The sequence below is a fragment of the uncultured Caldilinea sp. genome (assembly GCF_937128415.1).
Taxonomy (GTDB): domain Bacteria; phylum Chloroflexota; class Anaerolineae; order Caldilineales; family Caldilineaceae; genus Caldilinea.
In genome coordinates, this window is the sequence record NZ_CAKZMJ010000057.1 from 17,501 (window position 1) to 40,854 (window position 23,354).

Genomic DNA, 23,354 nt, shown 5'->3' on the forward strand with positions numbered 1-23,354 from the left:
TGGACGGCCTGCTGCCTCGTGCGGATTTGATGCTCACAGAGCCCGTCAGCGCTCGCCGTTCTCCTCATCTGTTGGATAACAATCCGTTGGGTGACGTTTTGGAAAGGGGATGAAAAATTTATGCGTGCACGGGCTGAGCAAAATCGCCTGATGACCATCTTTCTGATCGTCTTCGTCGACCTGCTGGGCTTCAGTCTGATTTTACCGTTGTTGCCCTACTATGCCAGGTCCTATGGCGCAAATGAGGCGATGATCGGGCTGTTGACCGCCTCCTATGCCGCCGCGCAGCTGATCGGCGCGCCGGTGCTGGGACGCCTTTCGGACCGCTATGGGCGTCGTCCGATCCTGTTGGTCAGCATTTCAGGCACCGCCCTGGGTTTCTTCTTGTTAGGCGTGGCGGAGACGTTGGGCCGCTCGATCGGCGTCGCCTTCTTCGGCGCCAACCTTGCCGCCATCAACGGCGCGGTGCTGAGCCTGCTCCTGGTCAGTCGCATTCTGGACGGTCTGACGGGCGGCAACATCAGCGTGGCGCAGGCCTACATCGCCGACATCACGCCGCCGGACGCGCGCGGCAAGGCGTTCGGCCTCATCGGCGCAGCGTTTGGCCTGGGGTTTATTATCGGGCCGGTGATCGGCGGCCTGCTAGGTGAGCGCTTCGGCTACGCAGCGCCTGCGTTCGCTGCGTTGACGATCGCCACATTCAATCTGATCGCCGTCTATTTCTTCCTGCCTGAATCGGTGACCCCTGAGCGTCGCGCCGAGCTGGCCAGTCGTCCTCGCACCGCCTTCAGCTTGCGTGCGCTGATCGCCGCCCTGCAGCGGCCGCGCGTCGGCCCCTTGTTTCACATTCGTTTCTTTTTCGGCATGGCTTTTTCCATGTTCCAGTCGATCTTCGCCATCTATGCGTCCGGCGCGCCGCTCAATCTTTCAGTGGAACAGACGGGTTGGGTGTTGGGCTACGTCGGCGTGCTGGCGGTGCTGGTGCAGGGCTTCGCCATTGGGCGTTTGACCCGACGCTACAGCGACAAGCAGTTGATCCTGGCTGCGTCCCTCCTGATGGCCGTCTCCCTCTTTGCATGGGGAGTTGCGCCGAACGTCTGGACGTTGTTGATCGTCCTGGCGCCGCTGGCGTTCAGCGGCGGCGTGCTCAACACGGTGATCAACAGCGCGCTGAGCAAATCGGTGCACCCGGAAGAGGTGGGCGGGGTGCTGGGCATTTCGGCTTCGTTGGAGAGTCTGACGCGCGTGATTGCTCCGACCGTCGGCGGCGTGCTGCTTTCGCTGGCGCGCCCCTGGGGGCCGGCGCTCTTCACCGGCGTCGTCATGCTCTGGGTGGCCTCGTTTGCCTGGCGACGCCTTTTCGTCCATCCGGACCCGCCGTTGCAATCGCGTGAGGAGGCGTCGCCCTACGCTTATTCCGGTTCCTCAGGCGCTGCAGCGACGCGGTCGTAAAGGGGAGTGTGTTTCGTGATGCGTATTTCGTGGTGCGTGTTTCGTGGAGTTAAGGATGTGCAGATATGCAATACGGAACACGCACCACGCAACAAATCAGTATGGGAGTAAGAAAGCGAACCATTTATGAAACGACTGTTGATTTTCCTCCTGATTGTCATTGCACTGGCAGGCGCCGGCTATGCTGCATATGCGCTGGGCTATTTGCCGGCGGAGCTGACCGAAGTGCTGGCTTCTCCGAGCGGACAGGATGTTCAGGTTGAGCAGTCGGCGACGGCGCCACAGGTCGACGCTCCACAGCCGCGCATCCTGGCCGACGCCAAGGTGGTGCCCGTGCGCCGCTCGGACCTCAACATGGCGGCCAGCGGGATCGTCGTGGAGGTGGCCGTGCGCGAGGGAGATCGCGTGGAGGCGGGCGACCTGCTGGTGAAGCTCGACGATGCACAGCAGCGCGTCGCCGTCGCCCAGGCGCAGGCCAACCTGGCGCGCGCGCAGGCCAACCTGGATCGCATCCGCGCCGGCGCGCGTGAGGAGGAGATCGCCGTCGCCGAAGCGGCGTTGCAGGCAGCCCAGGCCGCCTACGAGCGGCTGGTCAACGCGGCGGCGCCGGGCAACATCCGGGCGGCGGAGGCTGCGCTGGCGCGCGCACAAGCTGAATACAATCGGCTGACGCAGGGCCCATCGGAGCAGATTTTGATTGCGGCGCGCGCAGAAGTGGCTGCGGCCGAGGCGCAGCTCAGCCAGGCTCGCTCCGCCTATAACCGCATCAAGGACATGCCCGACGCCGGCATGCGGCCGGAGTCGCTCGCCATGCAGCAGGCCACCATCGCTTATGAGGCGGCGCAGGCGCGTCTGCAGGATCTGCTCAACGGCCCCACCCAGGCAGAGTTGGCGGCTGCTGCCGCAGCGGTGCGACAGGCGCAGGCGCAGTTGGACATGATGCGCAACAGCATGCCTTCGGATATGACCGCTGCGGCCGCCCAGGTGGCGCAGGCGCAGGCGCAGCTCGATGCGCTCAAGGCAGGCGCCCGACCGGAGGAGATCGCAGCGGCCGAGGCCGAAGTCGCCGCCGCCACGGCTGCGTTGCAACAGGCGTTGGTGGCGCTGCGCAACACCGAGCTGCGCGCCCCCTTCGCCGGCGTGGTGGCGTCGGTCAACGTCAACGTTGGCGAGCAAGTCGGGCCTGGCCTGCCGGTGGTGCAGCTCGCCGATGACTCCGCCTGGGAGATTCACACGTCGGACCTGACCGAGCTGGACGTGGTGGGCGTGACGCCGGGCAAGCAGGTCACCGTCACCTTCGACGCCCTTCCAGACCTGGAGCTGCGCGGGACGGTCGACCGCATCCGTCCCATCGGGCAGGACAACCGCGGGGACACCGTCTACATGGTCGTGGTGAAACCGGAGCGCCAGGATAACCGTCTGCTCTGGAACATGACGGCTGTGGTCGATTTCGGAGTGAAATGAGCATGGCTTTTTATCTCGCCTTCAAAGAAGTGTGGCGCAATAAAGGGCGCTTTGCGCTGATCGCTGCGGTGGTGGCGCTGATCACGGTGCTGGTGCTCTTTATTGCGGCGCTCGCCGAAGGGCTGGCCTCGGCCAACCGCGAATACATTGAAAAACTCAACGGCGAGCTGCTTGTCTTTCAGGCCAACACACAGCTTTCGACTGCGGCGAGCCGCATTGGTCGCTCGCGCGTGGCGGAGCTGCGCCGGGTCGAGGGCGTGGAGGCGGTGGGGCAGGTCGGCTTTTCCACCGCCAAGTTGGTCCCGCCCGGCGGCGACGAGATCAACGTCGCCTTCATCGGCGTCGAACCCGGCATGCCGGGCGAGCCGGAGGTCTTCGCCGGACAGCAGCTTGAGCGCAGCCGCGGCAACAATGTCATCGTGGACGAGGGCGTGATCGTGCGGCTGGGCGTGCAGGTCGGGGATCTTATCCGACTCAAAGTGACGCGCGGCACGCGTGAAGAATTCTATGACCTGACTGTGGTGGGTCTCACCGACCGGCGCCAGTACTTCTTTCAGCCGGCGGTCTTTGCGCCGATTGTGACGTGGGACAACATCCGCGCCGACGGCGGCCAGCCCGGCGGCGAGCTGGTCTCTAACATTGCGGTCGTCAAGCTGCGCAACCCGGACGAGATCGAACGCATGAAGCGCCGCATCGAAGCCGAGGTGAAGGATGTCGAGGTCGCGGACAAAAAGACAGCCTGGGAGGCGCTGCCGGGCTACACGGCGCAGCAGAGCACGCTGAGCACGCAGCAGTTCTTCACTTTCTTCATCGGCGTGCTGGTGGTCGGCGGCTTTTTCCAGATTCAGACGCTGCAGAAGGTGGCGCAGATCGGCATGCTGAAAGCCATCGGCCTCTCGAACTGGACGGTGGGGCTGACGGCGTTTGCGCAGATTATCATCGTGAATGCGCTGGGCGTCGCCGTCGGCGCGGCGGGCACGCTGGCGTTGACCGCCAACTTTCCGGTCACCGTGCCGATCGTGCTGACGGGGGCCACTGCGCTCGCCGCCGTGCTGGCGCTGCTGGCGATCGGACCGCTGGGGGGGATCGTCTCCGTCGTGGCGTTGCTGCGCATCGAGCCGCTGCGCGCGCTCGGCATGGCGCAATAGCAAAAGAGAGAAAGGGCGTACGCAGTGATCGGTTTGGAAGCCATCAACGTGACTAAAGTCTACGGCGCAGGCGCAACCGCCGTCACCGCCGTCAACGACGTTTCGCTGAGTGTGCGCAGGGGAGAGTTCGTGGCGCTGGTCGGACCAAGCGGCTCCGGCAAGACCACCATGCTCGCCATGCTGGCCGGCCTGCTCAGGCCGAGCGCCGGGCAGATTTTTATCGCCGGTCAGGACATCGGGCGCATGAGCGAAACGCAACGCACGCGCTTTCGCGGCCGCTATATCGGCTTTGCCTTCCAATCGAACAATTTGGTTCCCTATCTGACGGCTCTGGAAAATGTGGAATTGTTGCTGCGGCTCAACGGCAAGTTGGATCGCAATGGACGGGAGCGGGCGCGGGATCTACTCGTGCGGCTTGGGCTGGGCGAGCGGCTTCACAATCGTCCCAATCAGCTTTCGGGCGGGCAGCAACAGCGCGTCGCCATCGCCCGCGCCCTGATTCACGAGCCGGAGGTCGTGCTCGCCGACGAGCCGACCGCCAGCCTCGACACCGAGCGCGCCCATCAGGTCGTGCAGACTTTCGCCGAGCTGATCCATGAGCAGAACCGCGCCGGCATCATGGTGACGCACGATCTGCGCATGTGCAAATATGTGGATCGCGTGATCCAGATGATGGATGGGAAGGTGAGCCGAGTCATCACCGATCGCCGGGAAATTTTGCGGCTGGCCGGCGCCGCCGACGAACTCGATGGGCATCCCCCGTCCGTCAACGGGAAGCCGGCGTTGGCGGGCGATCCGCTGGCGATCCTCCAAGGCGTTTGACAGGCCGAGGAAGCCCCCAGGGAAAGATGGGTGTTTTGCGCAGGAAGACGCACGGAGCGCACCTCCGTGCGTCTCGCTTGAATTTCCCCGCTTTGTCTTCTCCGATTCACCGTTCTGGCCTTTGCAAGTCATTTGCCCCGTTTGGAGCCTCCAAAATTGCTTTACAAAACGTCCAGACGGCGGTAAAGTAAAAAATTCCTGGATGCTTCCACCGTCTTCGGCGATGAGTGAACACGAACAGGGGGAGAGCGCATGTCGCATCCTGCAAAAATTCTTTTGATCGGCTCCGACAAGACCTTACTGGCGGAAATGGAAAACCTGTTGCGCTCCGCTGCGTTGACCGTCATGACGATGCTGTGGAGCGATGCGCTCCTGCCGAGCGCGCGGAATGGCGCCGTGCGCATCCGGGCCAATCTGGCCATCGTCGACCTGCGTGCGCTCGCCGATCCGTTGGATGCATTCCGTCGACTTCAGCTTCTCCTGCCCGAGACCCCGTGCATGGCCCTGGCGTCGCCGGAACAGGAACTGCTGGTTGAGACGGCGCTTGCAGAAGGGGCTGTGGATTGCATGTTGACGACGCCAAAGCTGCAGGCGCGCCTGTTGAAGCGAGTGAGGCTCCTGCTCGAGCTGGAAAACGCCTCACTCCACGCCTTGACATCGAGACGACGGGGCGCCGTCAGTTTCGACAATGCGCCGATTGGCCTCTTCCGATGCACAAGTGGAGGCATGCTGACCGTTGTCAACTCAACCATGGCCAGAATTTTGGGCGTGTCGTCCAGAGAATTGTTGCAGGAAACGCTGCTTTGGGACTGGTTTGCAGATCGGGAGGAAGCGGGCCGCTGGCGAGACGTCTTTACGGCGCAGTGGTCACCCTATTCGGGTGAATGCCGGATGCGTCGGGCCGATAATGCAACGTTATGGGCGCGCGTCAGCATCGAGTGGGTAGTCGAGCCGGAGAGCGGTTTCATCCACGGCGAAGGTTTGCTGGAAGACATCACCGAGCAGCGCCGAGTACAGAGCGCCCTGCGCGCTTCGGAGGAGAAGCTGCGCTTGATCTTCGAGCACGCCTTCGACGGCATCAGCATCTACGAAGAACTTCCCGAAAGTGGCTCGCGGCGATTGCTCGAATGCAACGATCGCTATTGTGAGATGGCCGGACGCAGCCGAGAGGAACTTTTAACCATCGGCAACACCTCATTGGTGCACCGCAAGATCGGTCGCGTCTTCACACGGGCGGAAAATCTTTTTATCCGGCAGCATAAGATTCCCTACCGGGGCTTCTTCTCTTGGATTCGTCCGGATGGCAAGCCGAATGTGATTGAATATTCTGCGGCGCCCATCGACGTAGAGGGCCGACCGTTGACGATCGGGATCGACCGCGACATCACCGACCAGATTCAGGCGCAAGAGTCGGCGATGCGTCGCGCCGACCATATGGAGGCCATCAATGCGGTGATCGGTGCGGCGGCTGCCGCCGTCGACGTGCGAGCGCTGCTCGAGCACGCAGTTCAGGCGCTGGTGCAAGGGCTGATCGCAGACGGCGCCGTGATGTGGACGAGGGATGAAATTGCAGTCGCCGGCATCGACGAAGCAGAGGCGAGGCGCTGGATGGCGCGCTTCGACCGGACGCAAACGAGCGCCTATCTCATCGAGGACGCCTCTTCGCCCGCAAGTTCTGGCCAGGGCGAGCGGTGGCTGGCCGCGCCGATCGTCCATGAGGGGCGCCTGTTCGGCGGGCTGATGGCGCGCGGGGTGGACGTGGATGCGTGGCCTGAGGATGCATTGGCGCTCGCGAGCGCAGTCGGCAAGGAAGTGGGCGCCGCCGTCGAACGCTTCCATCTCTTCGAGCAAACGCTGCAACAGGGACGCATTGCCGCTGTGGGACGACTGGCGGCCGGCGTCGCCCATGATTTCAACAATATTCTGGCCGTCATCCTGCTGCAGACGCAATTGCTCGAACTGGAGCCGACGCTCTCCGAGAAGAGTCGGCTGCGGCTTCGCACCATCGCCGAACGGACGCAATACGCCGCCAACCTGGTCCGACAGATTCTGGACTTTAGCCTGAAATCTGTCTTGAACAAGGCCCCGGTCAATCTCTCGTTGCTGCTCGATGATGTCGCCGATCTTCTGCGTCGCACCTTTCCCGAAAATATCCAGATCATCGTAGAGAACGCTTCACTGCAAGGGTTCGTGCACGGCGATTTTACGATGCTCAAGCAGGCGCTGCTCAATTTAGCGCTCAACGCCCAAGACGCCATGCCCGAGGGTGGCGCTTTGAGCCTGCGCGTCGAACGATTGGAAGGGACGGGCGACTCCAGGACGGACCATCACGGCGAATGGCTGCGGTTGACCGTGCGCGACGATGGGGTCGGCATCTCGGGCGACGTTTTGCCGCATATCTTTGAGCCGTTTTTCACCACCAAAGAGGTGGGCAAGGGCGTCGGCCTTGGGCTGGCGCAGGTGTATGGCATTGTCAAACAGCACGGCGGCGAAGTCTCGGTAGTCAGCCAGCCCGGTCAGGGCGCCGCCTTCTTCATCGACTTGCCTGCTTTTCATCCGGAGCTTCCGATCGCGCCGCCTACGCTTCCCACCAGCCCCTCGGCTTCCGTGCGATTGCTTTACGTCGAAGATGAATCGCTTCTGCGGGAAACATTTTGCGATCTGTTGGAACTGCACGGCTACGAGGTCTGGCCCGCCGCCGACGGAGAGGAGGCGCTCGCCCGCTACGGCGAACGGCTGGCGGAGGTTGATCTGATGATCACCGACCTTGCCATGCCCGGCATGAACGGCGTCGAGCTCCATCGCGAATTGCGCAGGCGGCTGCCGTCGCTGCGCACGATCGTGCTGAGCGGTTATCCCGCCGAACACCATCTTTCCCATCACGCCTACGAAGGCATTGTGGCGTGGCTCCAGAAACCGGTCGGCGTAGCGACGCTCACCGCCCAGATCGAAGAGGCGCTCAAGGCCAAAGCATGAGCCTATTATTCTTCTCAAGCGTTGCTGCCTTCTCGAGAACTAGGCCTTCTTCTTTAAACTTGTCGTCGTTCTGGACACACCGTTATAATATCTCGACCGAAGAATAGCTTTGGAAGCGGCGCACATTTCGCTAGATCTGAAACTGGCAATGGCGGATAGCATCATTCTGGCCACCGCGCGCGTCCACGACGCTGTCTTATGGACACAGGACTCACACTTTGCGGGTCTGGAAGCAGTGCACTACATTGCAAAAAAGAAGAACAGCCCAAACTGAAACATCATCCTCACTCATCTTACGCAGTTGGCTGTGTTTGCGGGAAGCTCTAGATTTTTACTAAACGCGAAGACGCCGTTTCCTTGTCGGTGCGGCTCCTAGCCGCACACTCTCGATACACCACAAGGTTTTAGGAGGATTCAAAGGAGCGCAGCTGCGAGCTGCGCCTATGGGTTGCCAGAATCCTTTGTGAAATTCCTCCCAGCTTCCTGAAAGGTTGCACTCTACAAGAAGGCGTCATCGAACTGCGTAACAAGAGATTCCACAATTCAGGAGCCGTTTTGTTGGAATTGCGCGGGCGTTGCGATTGCCGTAAAAAGCGTTGCGATCCATATGAGGCGTTGTGATACAATAGCGCACGCTGTTTTTCACGACGCTGAGTGCGTATCATGATAAATCGTATGGCTCAAGTTGCGTCCGCCCAACCGTTGGTCTCCATTCGTCGCGTCAGCAAGCGTTATCCCGGCGTCCTGGCAGTGGACGACGTCTCGCTCGATCTTTTTGCGGGCGAGGTGCATGGTCTGGTGGGCGAAAACGGGGCCGGCAAGTCGACGCTAATTAAGTTGCTGGCGGGAGCCATCGCGCGCGACCAGGGGGAGATTCTGGTGCGTGGTCGACCGGCGGAGCTGCGCCATGTATGGGAGGCGAAGCGGCTGGGGCTGGCCTTTATCCACCAGGAACTGAACCTGATCCCTTACTTCACCGCCGTCGAGAACATCTTCCTCGGCCACGCCTACCCGCGGCGTCGCTGGGGCGGCGTCGACTGGCGCAGGTTGCGGATGCATGCGCAGAAGGTGCTGGAGCAGCTCGGCGCAGACATTCCACTCGATCTCCCGGTCAGTCGTCTCTCCCCAGGGCAACAGACCCTCGTTTCGATCGCCCATGCGCTGGCCGCCGACGCCGACCTGATCGTGATGGACGAGCCGACCGCCTCCCTGACCGATCAGGAGATCGAGCATCTCTTCGCCGTCATTCGCACGGTGCAACAGCGAGGCGTCGGCGTGCTCTATATCTCTCATCGGCTGGCCGAGATCTTCGCCATCACGCAGCGCATTACGGTGATGCGCAACGGTCGCGTCGTGACGACGCAGCCGACTGCAGCTGTGACCGAGCGCGACCTGGTGCAGTGGATGACCGGACGTACGGTCGATGCGATCTATCCTCCACGTTCGCCCGCCACGCAGACGCCGCTGCTCACCGTCGCCGGGCTGAGCGGCCATTTTTGCCGGGACATCTCCTTCACATTGCATTGCGGCGAGGTGTTGGGGGTCGCCGGCCTGATCGGCTCCGGGCGCAGCGAGCTGTTGCGCATGCTCTTCGGCGCAGCGCCGGTGCTCGCCGGCTCGATTCACCTGCACGGCGAGCGCGGCGCGCAGCCAGTCCGTCCCCGTTCGCCTGCGGAAGCCTATCGCCTGGGGCTGGCGCTGGCGCCGGAGGAGCGACGCTCCCAAGGGTTGGTGTTGACGCGACCGATCTACGAAAATACGACGCTGACTTTTCTACGCAACTTTGCGCGCAGCGGGTGGCTGCTGGATCGCCGCCGCGAGATTGACGCCACCGTGCAGCTGGGCGCGCGGCTCGGCCTGCGCAGCCGCTCCCCGCGGCAGCCGGTGGCGCAGCTTTCCGGCGGCAACCAGCAGAAAGTCGTCTTCGCCCGCGCGTTGGCGGGGGAGGTGCGCGTGCTGCTGCTGGATGAACCGACGCGCGGGGTGGACGTGGGCGCGAAGCAGGACATTTACCGCATCATCCGCGACCTGACTGCCCAGGGCGTCGGTGTGCTGCTGGTCAGCTCCGAGCTGCCCGAGGTGCTGGGGCTTGCGCACCGGCTGATCGTCCTGCGCGAGGGGCGCCAGGTCGCCACGCTCGACGCCGACGCTGTGGGAGAAGAGGAAGTGCTTGCCTATTGCTTTGGGGTGGGCGCGACGCAAGCGCCCTGATGTCTTATCTGGAGCAGGAGAAGGCGCCGATGCGTATCGTTTCTTTGTTGCCTTCTGCAACGGAAATCGTCTGTCTGTTGGGGTTGCGCGATGCGCTGGTCGGTCGCAGCCACGAGTGTGATTTCCCGGCTGACGTCCGATCGGTTCCGGTGATGACGTACAGCGCCATCGGGGTCACCCAGGAAAACGGCGCAATCAACGCCGATCTGACGAGCGCCGAAATCGATGCCCTGGTCTCTCAACAGCTTGCCGACGGGCAGAGCCTCTATGGCCTGCATCTGGACCGTCTCGAGGCCGCCCGTCCTGACCTGATCTTGACGCAGGAGCTGTGCGACGTCTGCGCAGTGTCCTACGGAACGGTGCGCGCCGCCGTGCGCGAGTTGACCCCGCGTTGGGGCGGCGCAGCCCAGGTGGTTTCGCTGGAGCCGACCGACATCGAAGGCGTCTTCGAGACCATTCTGACCGTTGCGGAATTGACAGGGCGCCTGGCGTTTGGCCGTCAGCAGGTGCAGAGACTGCGCGACCGTCTGGAACGGGTGGCGGCGGCGATTCGTGCGGTTCCGTTGGAAGAGCGCCCTGCGGTCGCTGCGCTGGAGTGGCTCGATCCACCCTTTGCGCCGGGCCACTGGGTCCCAGAGCAGATCGAGCGCGCCGGCGGGCGCTGTGTGCTGGGGCGCTACGGCAAGCCCAGTGTGCGCTGCACATGGGAGGAGCTCATCGCCGCACAGCCCTCCTGTGTGGTCGCCATGCCGTGCGGCTACGATTTGGCCGGCGCGATCGAGGAAACGCGGCGCGTCGCCCATCTGCCGGTTTGGCGTGAGCTGCCAGCGTTCGCCCATGGACGGCTCTATGCGGTGGACGCCACTTCCTATTTCAGCCGGCCAGGGCCGCGCGTCGTCGACGGCGTTGAGATTCTGGCAGGGCTGTTGCATCCCGATCGCTGGCCTGCGCCGACGCCTTCGCAGGCGCAAGCGATCGCCCATCTATTTGCAATTTGCGAACCATGAACCTGGAGATCGATAGGAAGGGAATATTGAGGCGTGATGAATCTGTTCAAGTCGTTCAAAAATCTGTGGCGCAGGCCCGCGCCTGCGAAAAAGCCGATGACGCCGCTCTCTCCGGAGCTGGAGCCAGAAGAAGTTGTTGTGCCGGAGCTGGCCCCACGCGAGGTGCAGGAACGGCTGCGGGGCGATGCGCCTCCCCTCCTTCTCGACGTGCGCGAACCGTATGAATGGCGTCAGGTGCGCATTCCCGGCGCGTTGCACATCCCGATGAACAGCGTCCCCGACCGCCTGGACGCGTTGCCGTCAGATCGCCCGATCGTCGTCTTTTGCGCCCATGGGATCCGCTCCTTTGGGGTGGCGCACTTTTTACGGCAGCACGGGCTGGAGGCGTACAATCTGGCGGGCGGCATTACGCAGTGGCAAATTCAGGGCGGCGAGGTCGAGGGGCGTCGATCCTGAACGCGTCGGCCGATTGGGGATTTTTCAGGTCGGTTCTGCGAGCTGGCTACGAAACTGCGTTTCATACAGCGCACTGTAGAGGCCGCCGTTGGCGAGTAATTGATGGTGCGTCCCCTGCTCGACGACGCGCCCTTTGTCGATGACGACAATCTTATCCGCGGCCAGAATTGTGGAGAGACGATGGGCAATCACCACGCTGGTGCGCCCACGCAACAACGGCTGCAGCGCTTCCTGGATCAGCGCTTCGCTCTGAGAATCGAGATGGGAGGTCGCCTCATCGAGCACCAGGATGCGCGGGTCTTTCAAAATAACGCGGGCGATGGCCAGCCGTTGTTTTTCGCCCCCGCTGAGCCGATGGCCGCGCTCGCCGACCACGGTGTCGTAGCCGTCGGGCAGCGAGGCGATCAACTCACGAATGTTGGCCGCGCGACAGGCGGCCTCCAGCTCCGCCTGCGTGGCGTCCGGTTTGGCGTAGAGCAGGTTGGCTCGAATCGTGTCGTGGAAGAGATAGGTTTCCTGGCTGACGACGCCAAAGTGGCGCGCAATGGAATCGAGCGTCAGGTCGCGCAGGTCGTAGCCATCCAGCGTGATGCGCCCCTGCGTCGGGTCATAGAGTCGCAGCAGCAGGGAGATGATCGTCGTCTTGCCTGCGCCGCTCGGCCCGACAAGCGCCGTCAACGAGCCAGGCTCAATCTCGAAGGAAACACCCTGGAGCGCGGCCCGGTACATAGCAGGCCTTTCGACAAGGCCTTCTCCGTCGCCGATCGCAGCGCCGCCGGATTCTTGTGCATCGCTCAGCGCCTCGTCGATGAGCGGCTCCTGATAGTGAAACCACACGTCCTCGAAGCGAATGCGTCCTTCCACGTGGTTCAGGCGCACGGCGTCGGCGCGCTCCTGAATCTCAAGCGGAAGATCGAGATACTCAAAGACGCGTTCAAAGCTCACCAGTGCAGTCACAAACTCGACCTGCACGTTGGTCAACGCCGAGATTGGGCCGTAAAGTCGGGTAAGATAGGCGGTGAAGGCCACGATCGTGCCGACCGTCAGCGCATCGTTCAGCACCATCCAGCCGCCGGCCCAGTAAACCAATGCGCTGCCGACGGCGCCGACCAACCCCAGCCCCATGAAGAACAATTGCGCCACCTCCGCCCGCCGGACGCCGATGTCGCGGACGTTTCCGCTGAGCTGCCTGAATCGCAGCTCCTCTTGAGGCAGGCGGTTGAAGGTTTTCATTAACAGGGCGCCGTTGACGGACAACGTCTCGGCGATCTGGCTGCTCATGGCGGCGTTGTAATCCAGCGCCTGCCGACGAATTTTGCGCAGAATCAGCCCCACGCGCCGCGCCGGTAAGAGAAAGAGCGGCAAGACGGCCACCGAGAGGAGCGCCAGTCGCCATTCGATGCTGATCATCACGATCAACGTGGAGACCAGCGTCACCACATTGGTCAAAATTTCAGGGATCGTTCCGGTGATGGCGTTCTGGGCGCCGACGACGTCGTTGTTGAAGCGACTCACAATTTCGCCCGACCGCGTGTTGGTGAAAAAGCGCATCGACATGCGGCCGAGATGGCTAAACATCTCATTGCGCAGGTCATAGATGATCCCCTCGCCCGCCTTGGCGCTGTAGTGGCGCTGAAGCACCCCCAGCGCGCCCGACGCCAGCGGAATGGCGAAGAGCGCAAGCGCCAGAGAGTTGAGGAGATGCAGGTTGCGATTGGGCAGCACCTCGTCGATCAGCTCGCGGTAGATCAGCGGCGGCGCCAGGCCAAGCAACGAAGAAACGGTGATCGTGATCAGAACGATCAGAATAGCGCCCAGATAGGGACGCGCATACCGAAAGACGCGACGCAACAGCAGCCGATCGAGGATCGGTCGCTGCTGCGATGACTCCTCAAATGTAACGAATCGCCACCAGCCGCCGTCGCGCATGAGCCGTTCTCAGGTTTTGCGTGTCCGCTGAAAACGGCGCTGCACCACCTCGGTCAGCGCGCCGCCCATGGTGCAGAAGGCGCCGGCGTAGAGCGCTGGCTGCCAGTTGCCCTGAAAGATGAAGAAGGTGAGCGGCAAGACGCTCAACATGCCCCCTAAAAAGGCGTGCATGCCCCCGCGGTAGCGGGCGTAGAACGCAGTCAGCGCGCCCGCCAGCAGCGGCCCCCCCACCGTGGCCAGAACCTCAAATTCTATCGGCAGGGGCATGGTCTGCACGAAACCGGTCAGCACGGTCACCAGCAACATGTTGGTGGCGAAAGCGAAGAGCGCTGCCTCCCAGCGCAACTGAGGTTTGGGGGCGTCGGCGGCGTCTCGCCGAGAACGACGGCTCATGGTTCTATTCCTTCTAATTTTGACCAGTCTGGCTCTGTGTAGACCTCGCGACGCCAGCGCAAGCCCAGGTCTTCGATGACGCCCGGCTGCGAGGCGGTGACAAGAAGCAACAGCGCCCGGAAGATCACCGTGCGTTGTTGCAGCGGCGCATGTGGTTCGCCCAACGGATGACCGAGCGGCCACTTCACGAAAACTGCGCGCGGCGCGCCGACGGCTTCGGTCAGGTCACGCGCCAGAGAAACGCTCACCGTTGCGATGCCTGCTCGTTCGAGTGTGCGTGCGATCAGTCCCACGGACCGATTGCAAAGCCCTCAGGCGGGCGTCAGGAAAGCGAAATCGACGCCTTCGGCGCGCAGCTTCGCCGCCACCTCCGGCGCGCTGCGCTGCATTAAGGCTGCAAGCTGCTCGCCTTCGATGTGCCCCATAAAACCGAAGTGTCGGGAGGCCAGCGACCCGACGACGCCCTGACGCACCAATTCATGAAAGTGCGCCAACGGAAAGATCACGTTCAGGTCGGCGTCCGCGTCGCGATGATCATAATACTTGTGCGTGATCGTAATCTCATCGAGCGCAACGTTGTCGGGAATCTCTCGATAGGAGGCGTCGCCGTCCCGATTTTCCATGTCGAAGGGAGGCTGCGTCTTCAGATGAACGCCGCCGGTCGTAATGAGGACGCCGCGCGCCGCCGAAAGCGGTTTGCTGAGTCGGGTGAAAGGGATCGAACCGTCTTCCGCAACCAGAGTTGCGCTGCGTTGTGCAGCGCGACTTGCCCAGAGCTGTGCAACAGAGGGAATCGCATAGAAGCGATTCATGATTCGCTCAAACCAGGTTTTGTGTTCGCTCATAAACCCAGTATAGCCCTGTTGCGCGACTTCACCAGAATGCCCGATTCCATTTGACGCACATTCCGTTCGCCCCGTACAATGGAAAAAGTCCAGTTCATCTTTGTTCAACAGGAGGTTTGGATGGTCTCCGGCGCCCCATCTTCCAGTGTTCATGCGTCCTTCATCACGACGACGGCCGGGCTCAACCGTCAGACGCCGCCGATGCGCCTCTTTGAAAAGGCCAAACGTTTTGGAATCTGGAATCCTAGCGATCTCGATTTCAGCCAAGACATTGTCGATTGGCGCCGTCTTTCGGCGTTGGAGCAAGAAGTGCTGCTCCATTTGACCTCGCTCTTTCAGGCGGGAGAGGAGGCGGTCACGGGCGACATTTTGCCCCTGCTGCTGACGGTCGCCGGCGAAGGGCGGCTGGAAGAGGAGATGTATCTCACCACCTTTCTCTTTGAAGAAGCCAAGCACACGGATTTCTTTCGTCGCTTTTTGGATGAGGTCGTCGGCGCCCAGACCGACCTATCGCATTTTCATACGCCGAGCTATCGCGCCATTGTGTATGAGGCGCTGCCGACGGCGATGCAGCGCCTGCTCGTCGATCCATCGCCGGCGGCGCAGGTGCGCGCATCGGTGACCTACAACATGATCGTGGAGGGCGTGCTGGCCGAAACCGGCTACCACGCCTACCTGACGGCGCTGGAGCGCAACGGTCTGATGCCGGGAACGTGCCGCGGCGTTCGTCTGTTGAAGCAGGATGAATCGCGCCATATCGCCTACGGCGTCCATCTGATTTCCCGGCTGATCGCAGCGGATGACCGGCTGTGGGAGGTCGCCGAGGAGACGATGAACGACCTGCTGCGACCGGCGCTCGGCGTCGTCGCCGACATCTTTGGCTCTTATGAAACGATGCCGTTTGGTCTCGACGAAAGCGAATTCGCCAATTACGCGCTGGTGCAGTTTCAAAAGCGGCTGGAGCGCATCGAGAGGGCGCGCGGCGCCTCTCTGGAAGAGATCGACCGTATAACCGATCGCTCCATCGAGCTGGATGATGCCTAGCAGGACGGATGGCTCCGGGGCGCAACTCCAAAAGCTCCTCTTCTCGACGTCATTTTCTTCGGACATTGCGACATGTGGTATCATTGCCGTTTGTGACTACGTTCGTTTCGTTGCTCGTCTCACCGGTGGGGCCGCCGCTGCTGTTGTTGACCGGCGCCGCCGTAGAGCTTGGGCTCGGAAGGTGGATCCGACGCCCTGGCTGGCTGACCTGGATCGCGCTCGGTTTCTTAGGAGGCGCCGGGCTCCTTTACATTGCCCTCCAGTTCACAGTCGTCGTGCCGACCTTCGGCCATCCCTGGCAGCCTCTTTTGCAAAGCGCCGCCAATCTGTACTGGGTGGCGGACGGCTGGAACTATTACATCGGCGCTTTGATTTTGCTGCTCGGCGGTTTGGGCGTCTTGCTCAACCGCACGCGCGCGCCCGACGGCAGAAGCCTGCCCCGGTTGCACGGGGTGCTTGCCACCGATCTGAGCATCATCGCCGCCAGCCTGCTTTTCGTGCAGAGTGGAAACCTGCTGACGGTGCTGTTGACATGGGTCTTTCTGGACGTCATCATTCTCCTGCGCCTGGCCGTTGAACCTGTCGGCGGCGCTTCGCTGGCCGAGCGCGCTCGCTCCAGCGAGGCGCAGGTCCTGAGCCTGATCGGCGCCATGTTTTTGTTCATCGCCATCCTGCCCGCCGGGCCAACGGGATTAGCGCAGGAGCTGATCGGAGGCGTCGTCCCGCCGGAGACGCAGACGTTGCTTTTATTGGCTGCGGGAATTCGCGCCGGCCTCTATCCGCTCCATCTGTGGCTGTTGCCGCGTTCAACGCGCGCGCTGAATCTTTCCGAGCGATTGCTGGACCATATGACGCCCGTGCTTGGCGGCTTGTGGCTGATGGGGCAAACGCTGCGACTGGGCGGCGCAGAGCAGCTGTTTACGCCGGCGATGCTCTTTTTGATTGCGCTGGCGGCCTTTGTCTCTGCACTGGCGGCGTATACGGCGCAAGATCACGCCCATTACGCCACATTTGTCTTGATCACTTCGGCGGGCGTCGCAGCGCTCGCCGGCGTTCTGGGGCAGGCGCCCGGCCCGGCTTCGATGATGTGGCCGTTGACCGCTTTTGCCCTGGGAGGCGCACTCTGGCTGGTGGGCGATCAAGTCTGGCGCGCCTGGGGTTGGCAGGTTCCTGTGAGCGTCGGCGCGCTCACGCTGGCCGGCTTGCCGTTTACGCCGGGATTTTTGATGCAGCCGGCGCTTGCTCGCCTGTTGACGGAAGGCCCGGCGTACTGGCCCGCTCTGCTTGTCTATGTCATGGCACAGGGCATGCTGATTGCGGCGGTGTTGCGCAGTTGGGGAGGAGAATACACCGCCTCCACCGACCTCCCCAACAGCTATCTGTTAAAATTGTTGGCCGCCTGTCTGTTGTTGGGCTTGCCGCTGGCGGTCGCGGGTCTGCTGCCGCGCTTCACCGAGACGCTGGTCGCCATTCCCAACACTATCGATCCTTCACTGGGCAACCCGCCTAATGTCGTTGCGGGCGGGGAAGTGTGGACGGTGCTGGGGATGTCTCTCGTGATCGGCTTCGGCTTGGTCTGGTTGCATCCGCGCATCTGGCCTCACCTGGGCGCCCTGCCGCACCGCATCAGCCGCGTCAGTCAGCTGGAGTGGTTCTTTAACCTCATGCTCTGGGGGATCGATCGGGGCGCTCAAGTGGGCGCCAGCGGATTGCGCGTGGTGGAGGGCGCCGGCTACTTCGGCTGGTTTCTGGCCCTCTTTTTCCTGGGGATGTTACTGGTGCGCTGATGGCATCTTCTTCGATTTTTGCCGCCGTCGGGACATTGCTGGCGAACGGTCCCGGCATTTTGTTGCTCTCCGCCCTGGTCGCCAGCCTTGTTTTGATCTGGGATTGGCGTTGGGCGATCGCCGGCGCTGCGACGATCCTGTTGGGCGTCAGCAGTCTCGCCGCAGCTTTGCATGAGCCTGCTCCGGCGGTGACTGCAGCGCAGTGGTTGGCTTCGCTCGTTTCGCTTCTGCTCCTGGGGCTTTCGGCCTACCTCCATCGCCCCGGCGCCACCGCCCATCCGCATGGCAACTGGCTGTTGCGCTTGCTTGCGCTGGGTTTTCTGGCAGGCGCCTGGTGGATGCTCGATCCCGGCGTTGCGCTGCCCATCTTCACTCGGGTTGAAACCGATCTGTTGATCTGGATCGGCCTGTGCAGCGCCCTGCTGCTGGGCCTTTCTGCAGCGCCCTTCTCCACGGGAATCGGATTGCTGTTGCTGACGGCGGTGGCGCAAAACATCGCCGCTGTGCTTCTGCCGGGTTCTGGCCTCGCCGTCCTGGTGGGGATCGCACAAATTTTGTTGGCGCTCGGCTGCGCCTACGCCATGTTGGCGCAACCTGTGCGAACTTCGAGATGGCAGACGGCGCCCGCAAGAAGATCAGCGCAGGCTATTGAACCGACTGCGGCGCCGCAGCCTCGCCCATCGCGCCTCTTCCCAGGAAGGGTCATCCGTCCTCGCCGGCCTTCCGGCATCGAAGAGGCTGCCGAGACGCTGAAAATCGCCTCCTCTCCCGGCGCAGGAGCCTCGGCCAAGGAGGGTGTATGAACCCGATTGAACCCGTCGGCCTGCCGTTTCTTCCCTTGCTGTTTGTCTTTTTCATCGCAGCCGCCTCCGCCAGTTTTCTCCTGAGCGCATGGCCGCGTCTCGTTGCGATCGTCGGCGCCGGTGCGGCGGCGTTGTTGGCGGCGTGGATCTGGTCGCTCAATATGAGCCTTCCGATCTGGATTCTGCCCTTTGGAGTGAACGTCGATCTCGAAGCCCCGTTGGCTCTTTCGGGCTACTTTCTGCAGCTGCGCGCGGCGAACACACCCGTCCTGGCCGCCTATCTGCTGCTTGCCGCGTTGGCGTTGCTGCTCGGCGCGCTGCACGCCCATGACGCTCTTTTCCCGGCCCAGGTGTGGCTGTTGCTGACCGGCTACAGCGCGCTTGCGCTTCTGGTCAACGCGCCGACGACGCCGATCGTGATTGCGCCTGTCCTGTTCGTCATGTTGACGGCTCTCAGCATCTACGTGCTCCACGGTGGCCGCCAGAAAGAAGCGAGCGCCGGTCTGCGCTTGTTGACGCCGCCGGTGCTGGCGACGCCGCTCTTTTTTGCCGGCGGTTGGTGGCTTGAACAGATTCCGTTGAACCCTCAGGACCTGGCGCTGATGCAAACGGCGGGAACCTTGATCGGGCTGGGCATCCTGATCTTGCTGACGCCCTTCCCGTTGCATGGCGCCTGGTCGGCCAGCAGCGAAAGCTCGCCGCCTGCGGCTGCGTTGCTCGTCGCCCTCTTCTATCAACTGGGCGTCTTGTATCTGGCGGCGCAGGCGCTCAACCTCTATCCCTTTATCTTTCGCCAGACCGACTGGTCGGTGTGGATGAGCGCGTTGGGCCTGTTGACCGCCATCTGGGGAGGAGTCGCCGCCATCGGCGCAACCCATGCGGGCAGGTTATGGGGGTATGCGGCTATTCATGACTGGGGATTGATCATTCTCGCCATGACGGCGCCAGGGCTGCAGAGCTGGACGCTTGTGCTGTTTTTGTTTGCGCTCCGCATCATCAGCATGATGACAGGCGCCGTTGGGCTGATTGCGCTCGAACGTCAGGTTGGCTCACTGGAGATGCAGCGCCTGCGAGCGGTCGGTCTGCGCATGCCGTGGAGCAGTGCAGCGGTGCTGCTGGGGGGGCTGGGCCTGGTCGGCTTTCCGCTGACCGCGGGCTTTGCAGGACACTGGGCGGCCCTGCAGTCGCTGGCGCTCTTCGACTGGCGGCTGGCGATGGCGATCTTGCTCGCCGCCGTGGGCGCCATTCTGGGATTTGTACGGTTGGCGCGCCTGATGTTTGGCATGCAGGACGCCCCGTTGACGATGCGTGAAAGCGCACTCAACGTGGGAACGGCGCTGGGCGCTTTGATTGTGACGCTGATCGTGGCGACTTCTCCCCAATTGCTCAGCGCCCTCCTGGAGCGCATCCTGACTGCATTTGGATGAGCAAAATGGTGGACAGCAAGGGCTACTGGATCGCGTTCAGTCGAGTTTCGGGCATCGGGCCGGTGCGCCTTGCAGCCTTGCTCGAGGTGTGCGGAGGGATCGAAGCGGCGTGGCGCGCCTCGATTCAACAGATGCAAGCGGCGCGGCTGGATCGACGCACGATTGAGCTTTTCCTGGAGGCGCGCCGCACGCTCGATCCGGCGATGGAATTGCAGCGCACCCTAGACGCCGGCGTCGAGGTGCTGACATGGGACGATCCCGGCTATCCCGAATCTTTGCGCACCATCGAAGGTTCGCCGCCCGTGCTGTACGTGCGTGGGCGGCTCCTCAGCCAGGATGAATGGGCCGTGGCCGTGGTGGGCACGCGTCACGCCAGCGCCTACGGTCGCGAAGTGGCGCGCGTTCTGAGCAGCGAGCTGGCGCGCGCCGGCGTCACTGTGGTCAGCGGCCTGGCCTTGGGCGTGGACACCGTGGCCCATCGCGCCGCGCTGGACGCCGGCGGGCGGACGATCGCCGTGCTCGGCAGCGGCGTCGACCAGATTTATCCTCCTCAAAATCGGGGGCTGGCGCAGGCGATCGCAGGCCAGGGCGCGCTCGTGAGTGAATACGCGCTGGGCGTTCGCCCGGACGCCAGCAATTTTCCCCCGCGCAATCGCATCATCAGCGGCCTGAGCCGAGGCGTGATCATTGTCGAGGCCGGGGAGCGCAGCGGCGCCCTGATCACGGCGCAATTCGCCGTCGAACAAGGACGCGATCTGTTCGCCGTGCCGGGCAACATTCTCTCCCCTGGCAGCGTTGGCTGCAATCTGCTGATTCAACAAGGGGCGACGCCGCTCCTCTCCGTCGATGACGTGCTGGAACAGCTCAACATGAGCCGCGTCGTTGACCACTGTGCGCTGCGCGAGAGCGTGCCCGCCGATCCGGCGGAAGCGGCGCTGCTCCAACATCTGTCGCATGAACCTACGCACATCGATGACCTGGTGCGCAAGACCGGATTGAACGCCGGTCAGGTGAGCAGCCTGTTGGCGTTGATGGAGCTGAAAGGCATGGTGCACCAGAGCGGCGCGCTCTCTTATGTGCGCGCCTGAGCGGCGCACGTCCAGGCTGGGCTGCGCGCCGGACAAAGCTCACAAGGGCTTATCCGGGCTGTCCATCGAATCCAGTTGAACCGATCGCACTGGAACCGTAACGGACTCAACCATCATGAGGAGTCAGGCGTATGTATGCAGTGATTCTGGCAGGCGGCGTCGGCACGCGCCTGTGGCCGCGCAGCCGTGAAAACCGGCCAAAGCAGTTCAGCGACATCACCGGCAGCGGTTTCACCATGATTCAGGAGACCGCACAGCGGCTCGAAGGTTTGGTCGACAACGATAAGCTATTTGTGGTGACCGGGCCCGCGTACGTTGAACTGGTCAAAGAACAGCTGCCGCAAATGCCGATGCAACATGTGATCGTCGAGCCCAGCGGCCGCAACACCGCGCCCGCCATCGGCCTGGCCGCGTTGCACCTTCGACGCAAGGACCCGAACGCCGTGATGGTCATCTTGCCCGCCGACCATGTGATTTTGCACGGCGATCGATTTCGGGCGGCGTTGCGTCGCGCCGCCGACGTGGCGCAAAAAGGCTTCATCGTCACCTTGGGGATCGAGCCGACGTTTGCGCACACCGGCTATGGATACATCAAACGCGGGGAATTGCTTTCGATCGCCGATGGCGTTCCGGCGTATCGCGTGGAGCGTTTTTTAGAAAAACCCAATCGCGCCGCCGCCGAACAATTTCTGGCCGATGGCGGCTACTACTGGAACGGCGGCATTTTTGTCAGTCGCGTCGACGTCATGTTGAACGAATTCGCCCGTCAAGCGCCGGAAATCTATGCGCGGCTGCAACAGATCGACGCGGCGCTCGACACGCCCGATGCGCAGAAAGTGCTGGAAACAGTCTGGCAGGAGATGCCGAGCATCAGCATCGATTACGCCATCATGGAAGGCGCGCAAAAGGTCGCTGTGGTTCCTCTCAAGGCGGGCTGGAACGACGTCGGAAGCTGGGATGCGCTGGAGACCGTGCTCGAGCAGGACGAATCCGGCAACCGGATTGCACGCGGGGAAGTTTTGCTTCTGGACAGCCGAGACAATATTGTATACAGTGATAAACGACTGGTCGTCCTCATCAACGTCAACAACCTGGTGGTCGTCGATACAGGCGACACGCTGCTGATCGGCGACAAAGGCAACATGCAGCGCGTCAAAGAAGTCGTGGAACAGTTGCGCGCACAGGGACGCACCGAGCTCCTGTAGGCCGGACGACGTCTTGCGGCGCGTTTTGCGGAGCGTTTGTCGGAGCTGCGGAAAGGAATCGCCACATGTCAATACAGCCCATACAGTCAAGATTGGAACGCTTCAAGGAGATACGACTCACCGAAAGAGAGCTGACATGGATGCTGATCGGCGTCGCAGCTGGCCTTGTGCTGGGCCTTCTGGTCGGCTGGGTCTGGCAACCGGCGGAGAGAGGAGCGAAGACAGACGTTTCCACGGCCGTCATCTCGACGCCTCCTGTCTCTGCAGTCGCAGCGACCGGCGACGCCGGGAATGGAGCCAACCTCTTTCTAATTGCTCTTGGTGTTTTGGTTGCATCGGCCGGCGCCGGTGCATTGGTGTGGCTGTATCAGCAAGGCGCTTTACAATGGCGAGGCGCACAAACGACAGTTGTCGGACCTTTGGAGCAAAGCGCCTCCGAAGCACGCCCCAAAAAGGCCGAGGTTCGACCCACGTTGGAATCGAGCGATGTTCACTCCGCCTTCAACGCATCTTCGACGCGCGTCCCCGTGACAAGCTATAGGGCGGTTTCCAGTGCCCCCGCCGCAGTTCCGCCGGTGCGTCCCCCTGCAGCCGCTAACGTCGCGCCTTTCGACGAAGAGGAAGAAGGGCTTTCTTCGCCGTTTTCGAGCGCGTCGGCGTCCATGCGCAGCAGTGCGCAGACAATCGCTCCCTCCGTAGCCGCGCCTGCGCCTTTCCCCGGCCGCGCTCGGGTTGACGACGCCGAAGCGGAGGAAACGGCGACGAGCGACGAAGGGTTGCAACGCGCTGCGCCGGACGTCCGGCAGCCTGCTGCGCCGGTCATGGGAGGCTGGGCGCCGCCCGGCGCCCGCGTGGAACGGTACCCCACCATCGATGAGCTGGATGTGAAATATGTGGCGGGCTCTCAACAGCTTGACTGGGCGCGCAACATTCCCAGCCCACAGGGAGATCTGTATTTGGGCGAATACGGCGTCGGCGTCAGTGAACGGCACGGCATGCTCAACAACGATCCCGACCAGGTCGTGGCGATGGAGGTCTATCTCTTCGATAAATCTGATGACAAAAACCTCTCCACTGTCGGGCGCATCATTCTGAGCGAATACGCCGACACCCACCTGCGCAAACATTTCGAGCGAGAGAAAGATCGCCTCGGGCCCATCGTGGCGCAGCCGAACACCGTGCTGCAACTGGAGACGCGACAGTTTCTGCTGCTTTGCAAAATTGTCGACGTCGCGTATCGAGATGGCATCTTTGAGCGCCTGGAGATGAAACTGGAGCTCAAGAAAAAGGTTTGATG

Annotated in this window: 21 protein-coding genes (1 of these 21 cut by a window edge); 17 read left to right on the plus strand and 4 right to left on the minus strand. The window is 62.5% G+C overall.

Annotated features, from left to right (window positions below):
• The 10 genes from Q0367_RS08865 to Q0367_RS08905 form a co-directional block, all read left to right on the plus strand.
• Nucleotides 1-113, plus strand: partial view of a TetR/AcrR family transcriptional regulator gene (locus tag Q0367_RS08865; RefSeq protein WP_297635280.1) — the end only. It extends 574 nt beyond the left edge of the window; only the last 113 of its 687 coding nucleotides appear in the window; the start codon falls outside the window, past its left edge; the stop codon is at nucleotides 111-113.
• A gap of 7 nt (nucleotides 114-120) precedes the next feature.
• Complete coding sequence (locus Q0367_RS08870; protein WP_297635277.1) at nucleotides 121-1,452, plus strand: MFS transporter; 1,332 nt, start codon at nucleotides 121-123, stop codon at nucleotides 1,450-1,452.
• A gap of 126 nt (nucleotides 1,453-1,578) precedes the next feature.
• Nucleotides 1,579-2,916: an HlyD family secretion protein gene (locus Q0367_RS08875; protein WP_297635274.1), complete on the plus strand. Its 1,338-nt coding sequence runs from the start codon at nucleotides 1,579-1,581 to the stop codon at nucleotides 2,914-2,916.
• Between the two features lie 2 nt (nucleotides 2,917-2,918).
• Nucleotides 2,919-4,064, plus strand: a complete 1,146-nt coding sequence (locus Q0367_RS08880) for an FtsX-like permease family protein (protein WP_297635271.1) — start codon at nucleotides 2,919-2,921, stop codon at nucleotides 4,062-4,064.
• 24 nt (nucleotides 4,065-4,088) lie between these two features.
• Nucleotides 4,089-4,886, plus strand: coding sequence for an ABC transporter ATP-binding protein (locus Q0367_RS08885; protein WP_297635268.1), 798 nt, complete (start codon nucleotides 4,089-4,091; stop codon nucleotides 4,884-4,886).
• A 252-nt stretch (nucleotides 4,887-5,138) separates the two neighbouring features.
• Nucleotides 5,139-7,862: an ATP-binding protein gene (locus Q0367_RS08890; RefSeq protein WP_297635265.1), complete on the plus strand. Its 2,724-nt coding sequence runs from the start codon at nucleotides 5,139-5,141 to the stop codon at nucleotides 7,860-7,862.
• A 103-nt stretch (nucleotides 7,863-7,965) separates the two neighbouring features.
• A complete protein-coding gene (locus tag Q0367_RS21080; RefSeq protein ID WP_363325848.1) occupies nucleotides 7,966-8,136 on the plus strand; it encodes a hypothetical protein in 171 nt (56 codons plus the stop codon).
• A 401-nt stretch (nucleotides 8,137-8,537) separates the two neighbouring features.
• Nucleotides 8,538-10,073 carry a sugar ABC transporter ATP-binding protein gene (locus tag Q0367_RS08895; RefSeq protein ID WP_297635262.1) on the plus strand — a complete coding sequence of 512 codons (1,536 nt, stop codon included), beginning with the start codon at nucleotides 8,538-8,540 and terminating at the stop codon, nucleotides 10,071-10,073.
• A 29-nt stretch (nucleotides 10,074-10,102) separates the two neighbouring features.
• The gene (locus Q0367_RS08900) at nucleotides 10,103-11,080 is read left to right on the plus strand and encodes a cobalamin-binding protein (protein ID WP_297635259.1); all 978 of its coding nucleotides are present in this window, start codon (nucleotides 10,103-10,105) and stop codon (nucleotides 11,078-11,080) included.
• A gap of 36 nt (nucleotides 11,081-11,116) precedes the next feature.
• On the plus strand, nucleotides 11,117-11,536 hold the full coding sequence (locus Q0367_RS08905; RefSeq protein ID WP_297635256.1) for a rhodanese-like domain-containing protein: 420 nt from the start codon (nucleotides 11,117-11,119) through the stop codon (nucleotides 11,534-11,536).
• 24 nt (nucleotides 11,537-11,560) lie between these two features.
• On the opposite strand, the gene Q0367_RS08910 is transcribed toward Q0367_RS08905, so the two are convergent.
• From Q0367_RS08910 to Q0367_RS08925, 4 genes are all read right to left on the minus strand, one after another.
• Complete coding sequence (locus tag Q0367_RS08910) at nucleotides 11,561-13,465, minus strand: ABC transporter ATP-binding protein (RefSeq protein ID WP_297635253.1); 1,905 nt, start codon at nucleotides 13,463-13,465, stop codon at nucleotides 11,561-11,563.
• 9 nt (nucleotides 13,466-13,474) lie between these two features.
• Entirely contained in the window at nucleotides 13,475-13,858 is a 384-nt protein-coding gene (locus tag Q0367_RS08915) for a hypothetical protein (protein WP_297635250.1), read from the minus strand.
• Nucleotides 13,855-14,106, minus strand: a complete 252-nt coding sequence (locus Q0367_RS08920) for a hypothetical protein (RefSeq protein WP_297635246.1) — start codon at nucleotides 14,104-14,106, stop codon at nucleotides 13,855-13,857. Before Q0367_RS08920 ends, Q0367_RS08915 begins: the two co-directional genes overlap by 4 nt.
• A 63-nt stretch (nucleotides 14,107-14,169) precedes the next feature.
• Entirely contained in the window at nucleotides 14,170-14,703 is a 534-nt protein-coding gene (locus Q0367_RS08925; protein ID WP_297635243.1) for a glycine/sarcosine/betaine reductase selenoprotein B family protein, read from the minus strand.
• Between the two features lie 120 nt (nucleotides 14,704-14,823).
• Here Q0367_RS08925 and Q0367_RS08930 point away from each other — a divergent pair, with 120 nt between their 5' ends.
• The 7 genes from Q0367_RS08930 (at nucleotide 14,824) to Q0367_RS08960 (ending at nucleotide 23,352) form a co-directional block, all read left to right on the plus strand.
• A complete protein-coding gene (locus tag Q0367_RS08930; RefSeq protein ID WP_297635240.1) occupies nucleotides 14,824-15,747 on the plus strand; it encodes a R2-like ligand-binding oxidase in 924 nt (307 codons plus the stop codon).
• A 92-nt stretch (nucleotides 15,748-15,839) separates the two neighbouring features.
• A complete protein-coding gene (locus Q0367_RS08935; protein WP_297635237.1) occupies nucleotides 15,840-17,534 on the plus strand; it encodes a hypothetical protein in 1,695 nt (564 codons plus the stop codon).
• Nucleotides 17,534-18,337: a hypothetical protein gene (locus Q0367_RS08940; protein ID WP_298981696.1), complete on the plus strand. Its 804-nt coding sequence runs from the start codon at nucleotides 17,534-17,536 to the stop codon at nucleotides 18,335-18,337. The genes Q0367_RS08935 and Q0367_RS08940 overlap by 1 nt, the downstream gene beginning before the upstream one ends.
• A complete protein-coding gene (locus tag Q0367_RS08945) occupies nucleotides 18,334-19,764 on the plus strand; it encodes a proton-conducting transporter membrane subunit (RefSeq protein ID WP_298981698.1) in 1,431 nt (476 codons plus the stop codon). The genes Q0367_RS08940 and Q0367_RS08945 overlap by 4 nt, the downstream gene beginning before the upstream one ends.
• 5 nt (nucleotides 19,765-19,769) lie before the next feature.
• A complete protein-coding gene (gene dprA / locus Q0367_RS08950; RefSeq protein ID WP_298981700.1) occupies nucleotides 19,770-20,852 on the plus strand; it encodes a DNA-processing protein DprA in 1,083 nt (360 codons plus the stop codon).
• A gap of 131 nt (nucleotides 20,853-20,983) precedes the next feature.
• Nucleotides 20,984-22,057, plus strand: a complete 1,074-nt coding sequence (locus Q0367_RS08955) for a mannose-1-phosphate guanylyltransferase (protein ID WP_297635226.1) — start codon at nucleotides 20,984-20,986, stop codon at nucleotides 22,055-22,057.
• 65 nt (nucleotides 22,058-22,122) lie between these two features.
• Nucleotides 22,123-23,352 (plus strand): hypothetical protein, encoded by a 1,230-nt coding sequence (locus tag Q0367_RS08960; protein WP_298981703.1) that lies wholly within the window; start codon nucleotides 22,123-22,125, stop codon nucleotides 23,350-23,352.
• Nucleotides 23,353-23,354: the final 2 nt, after the last annotated feature.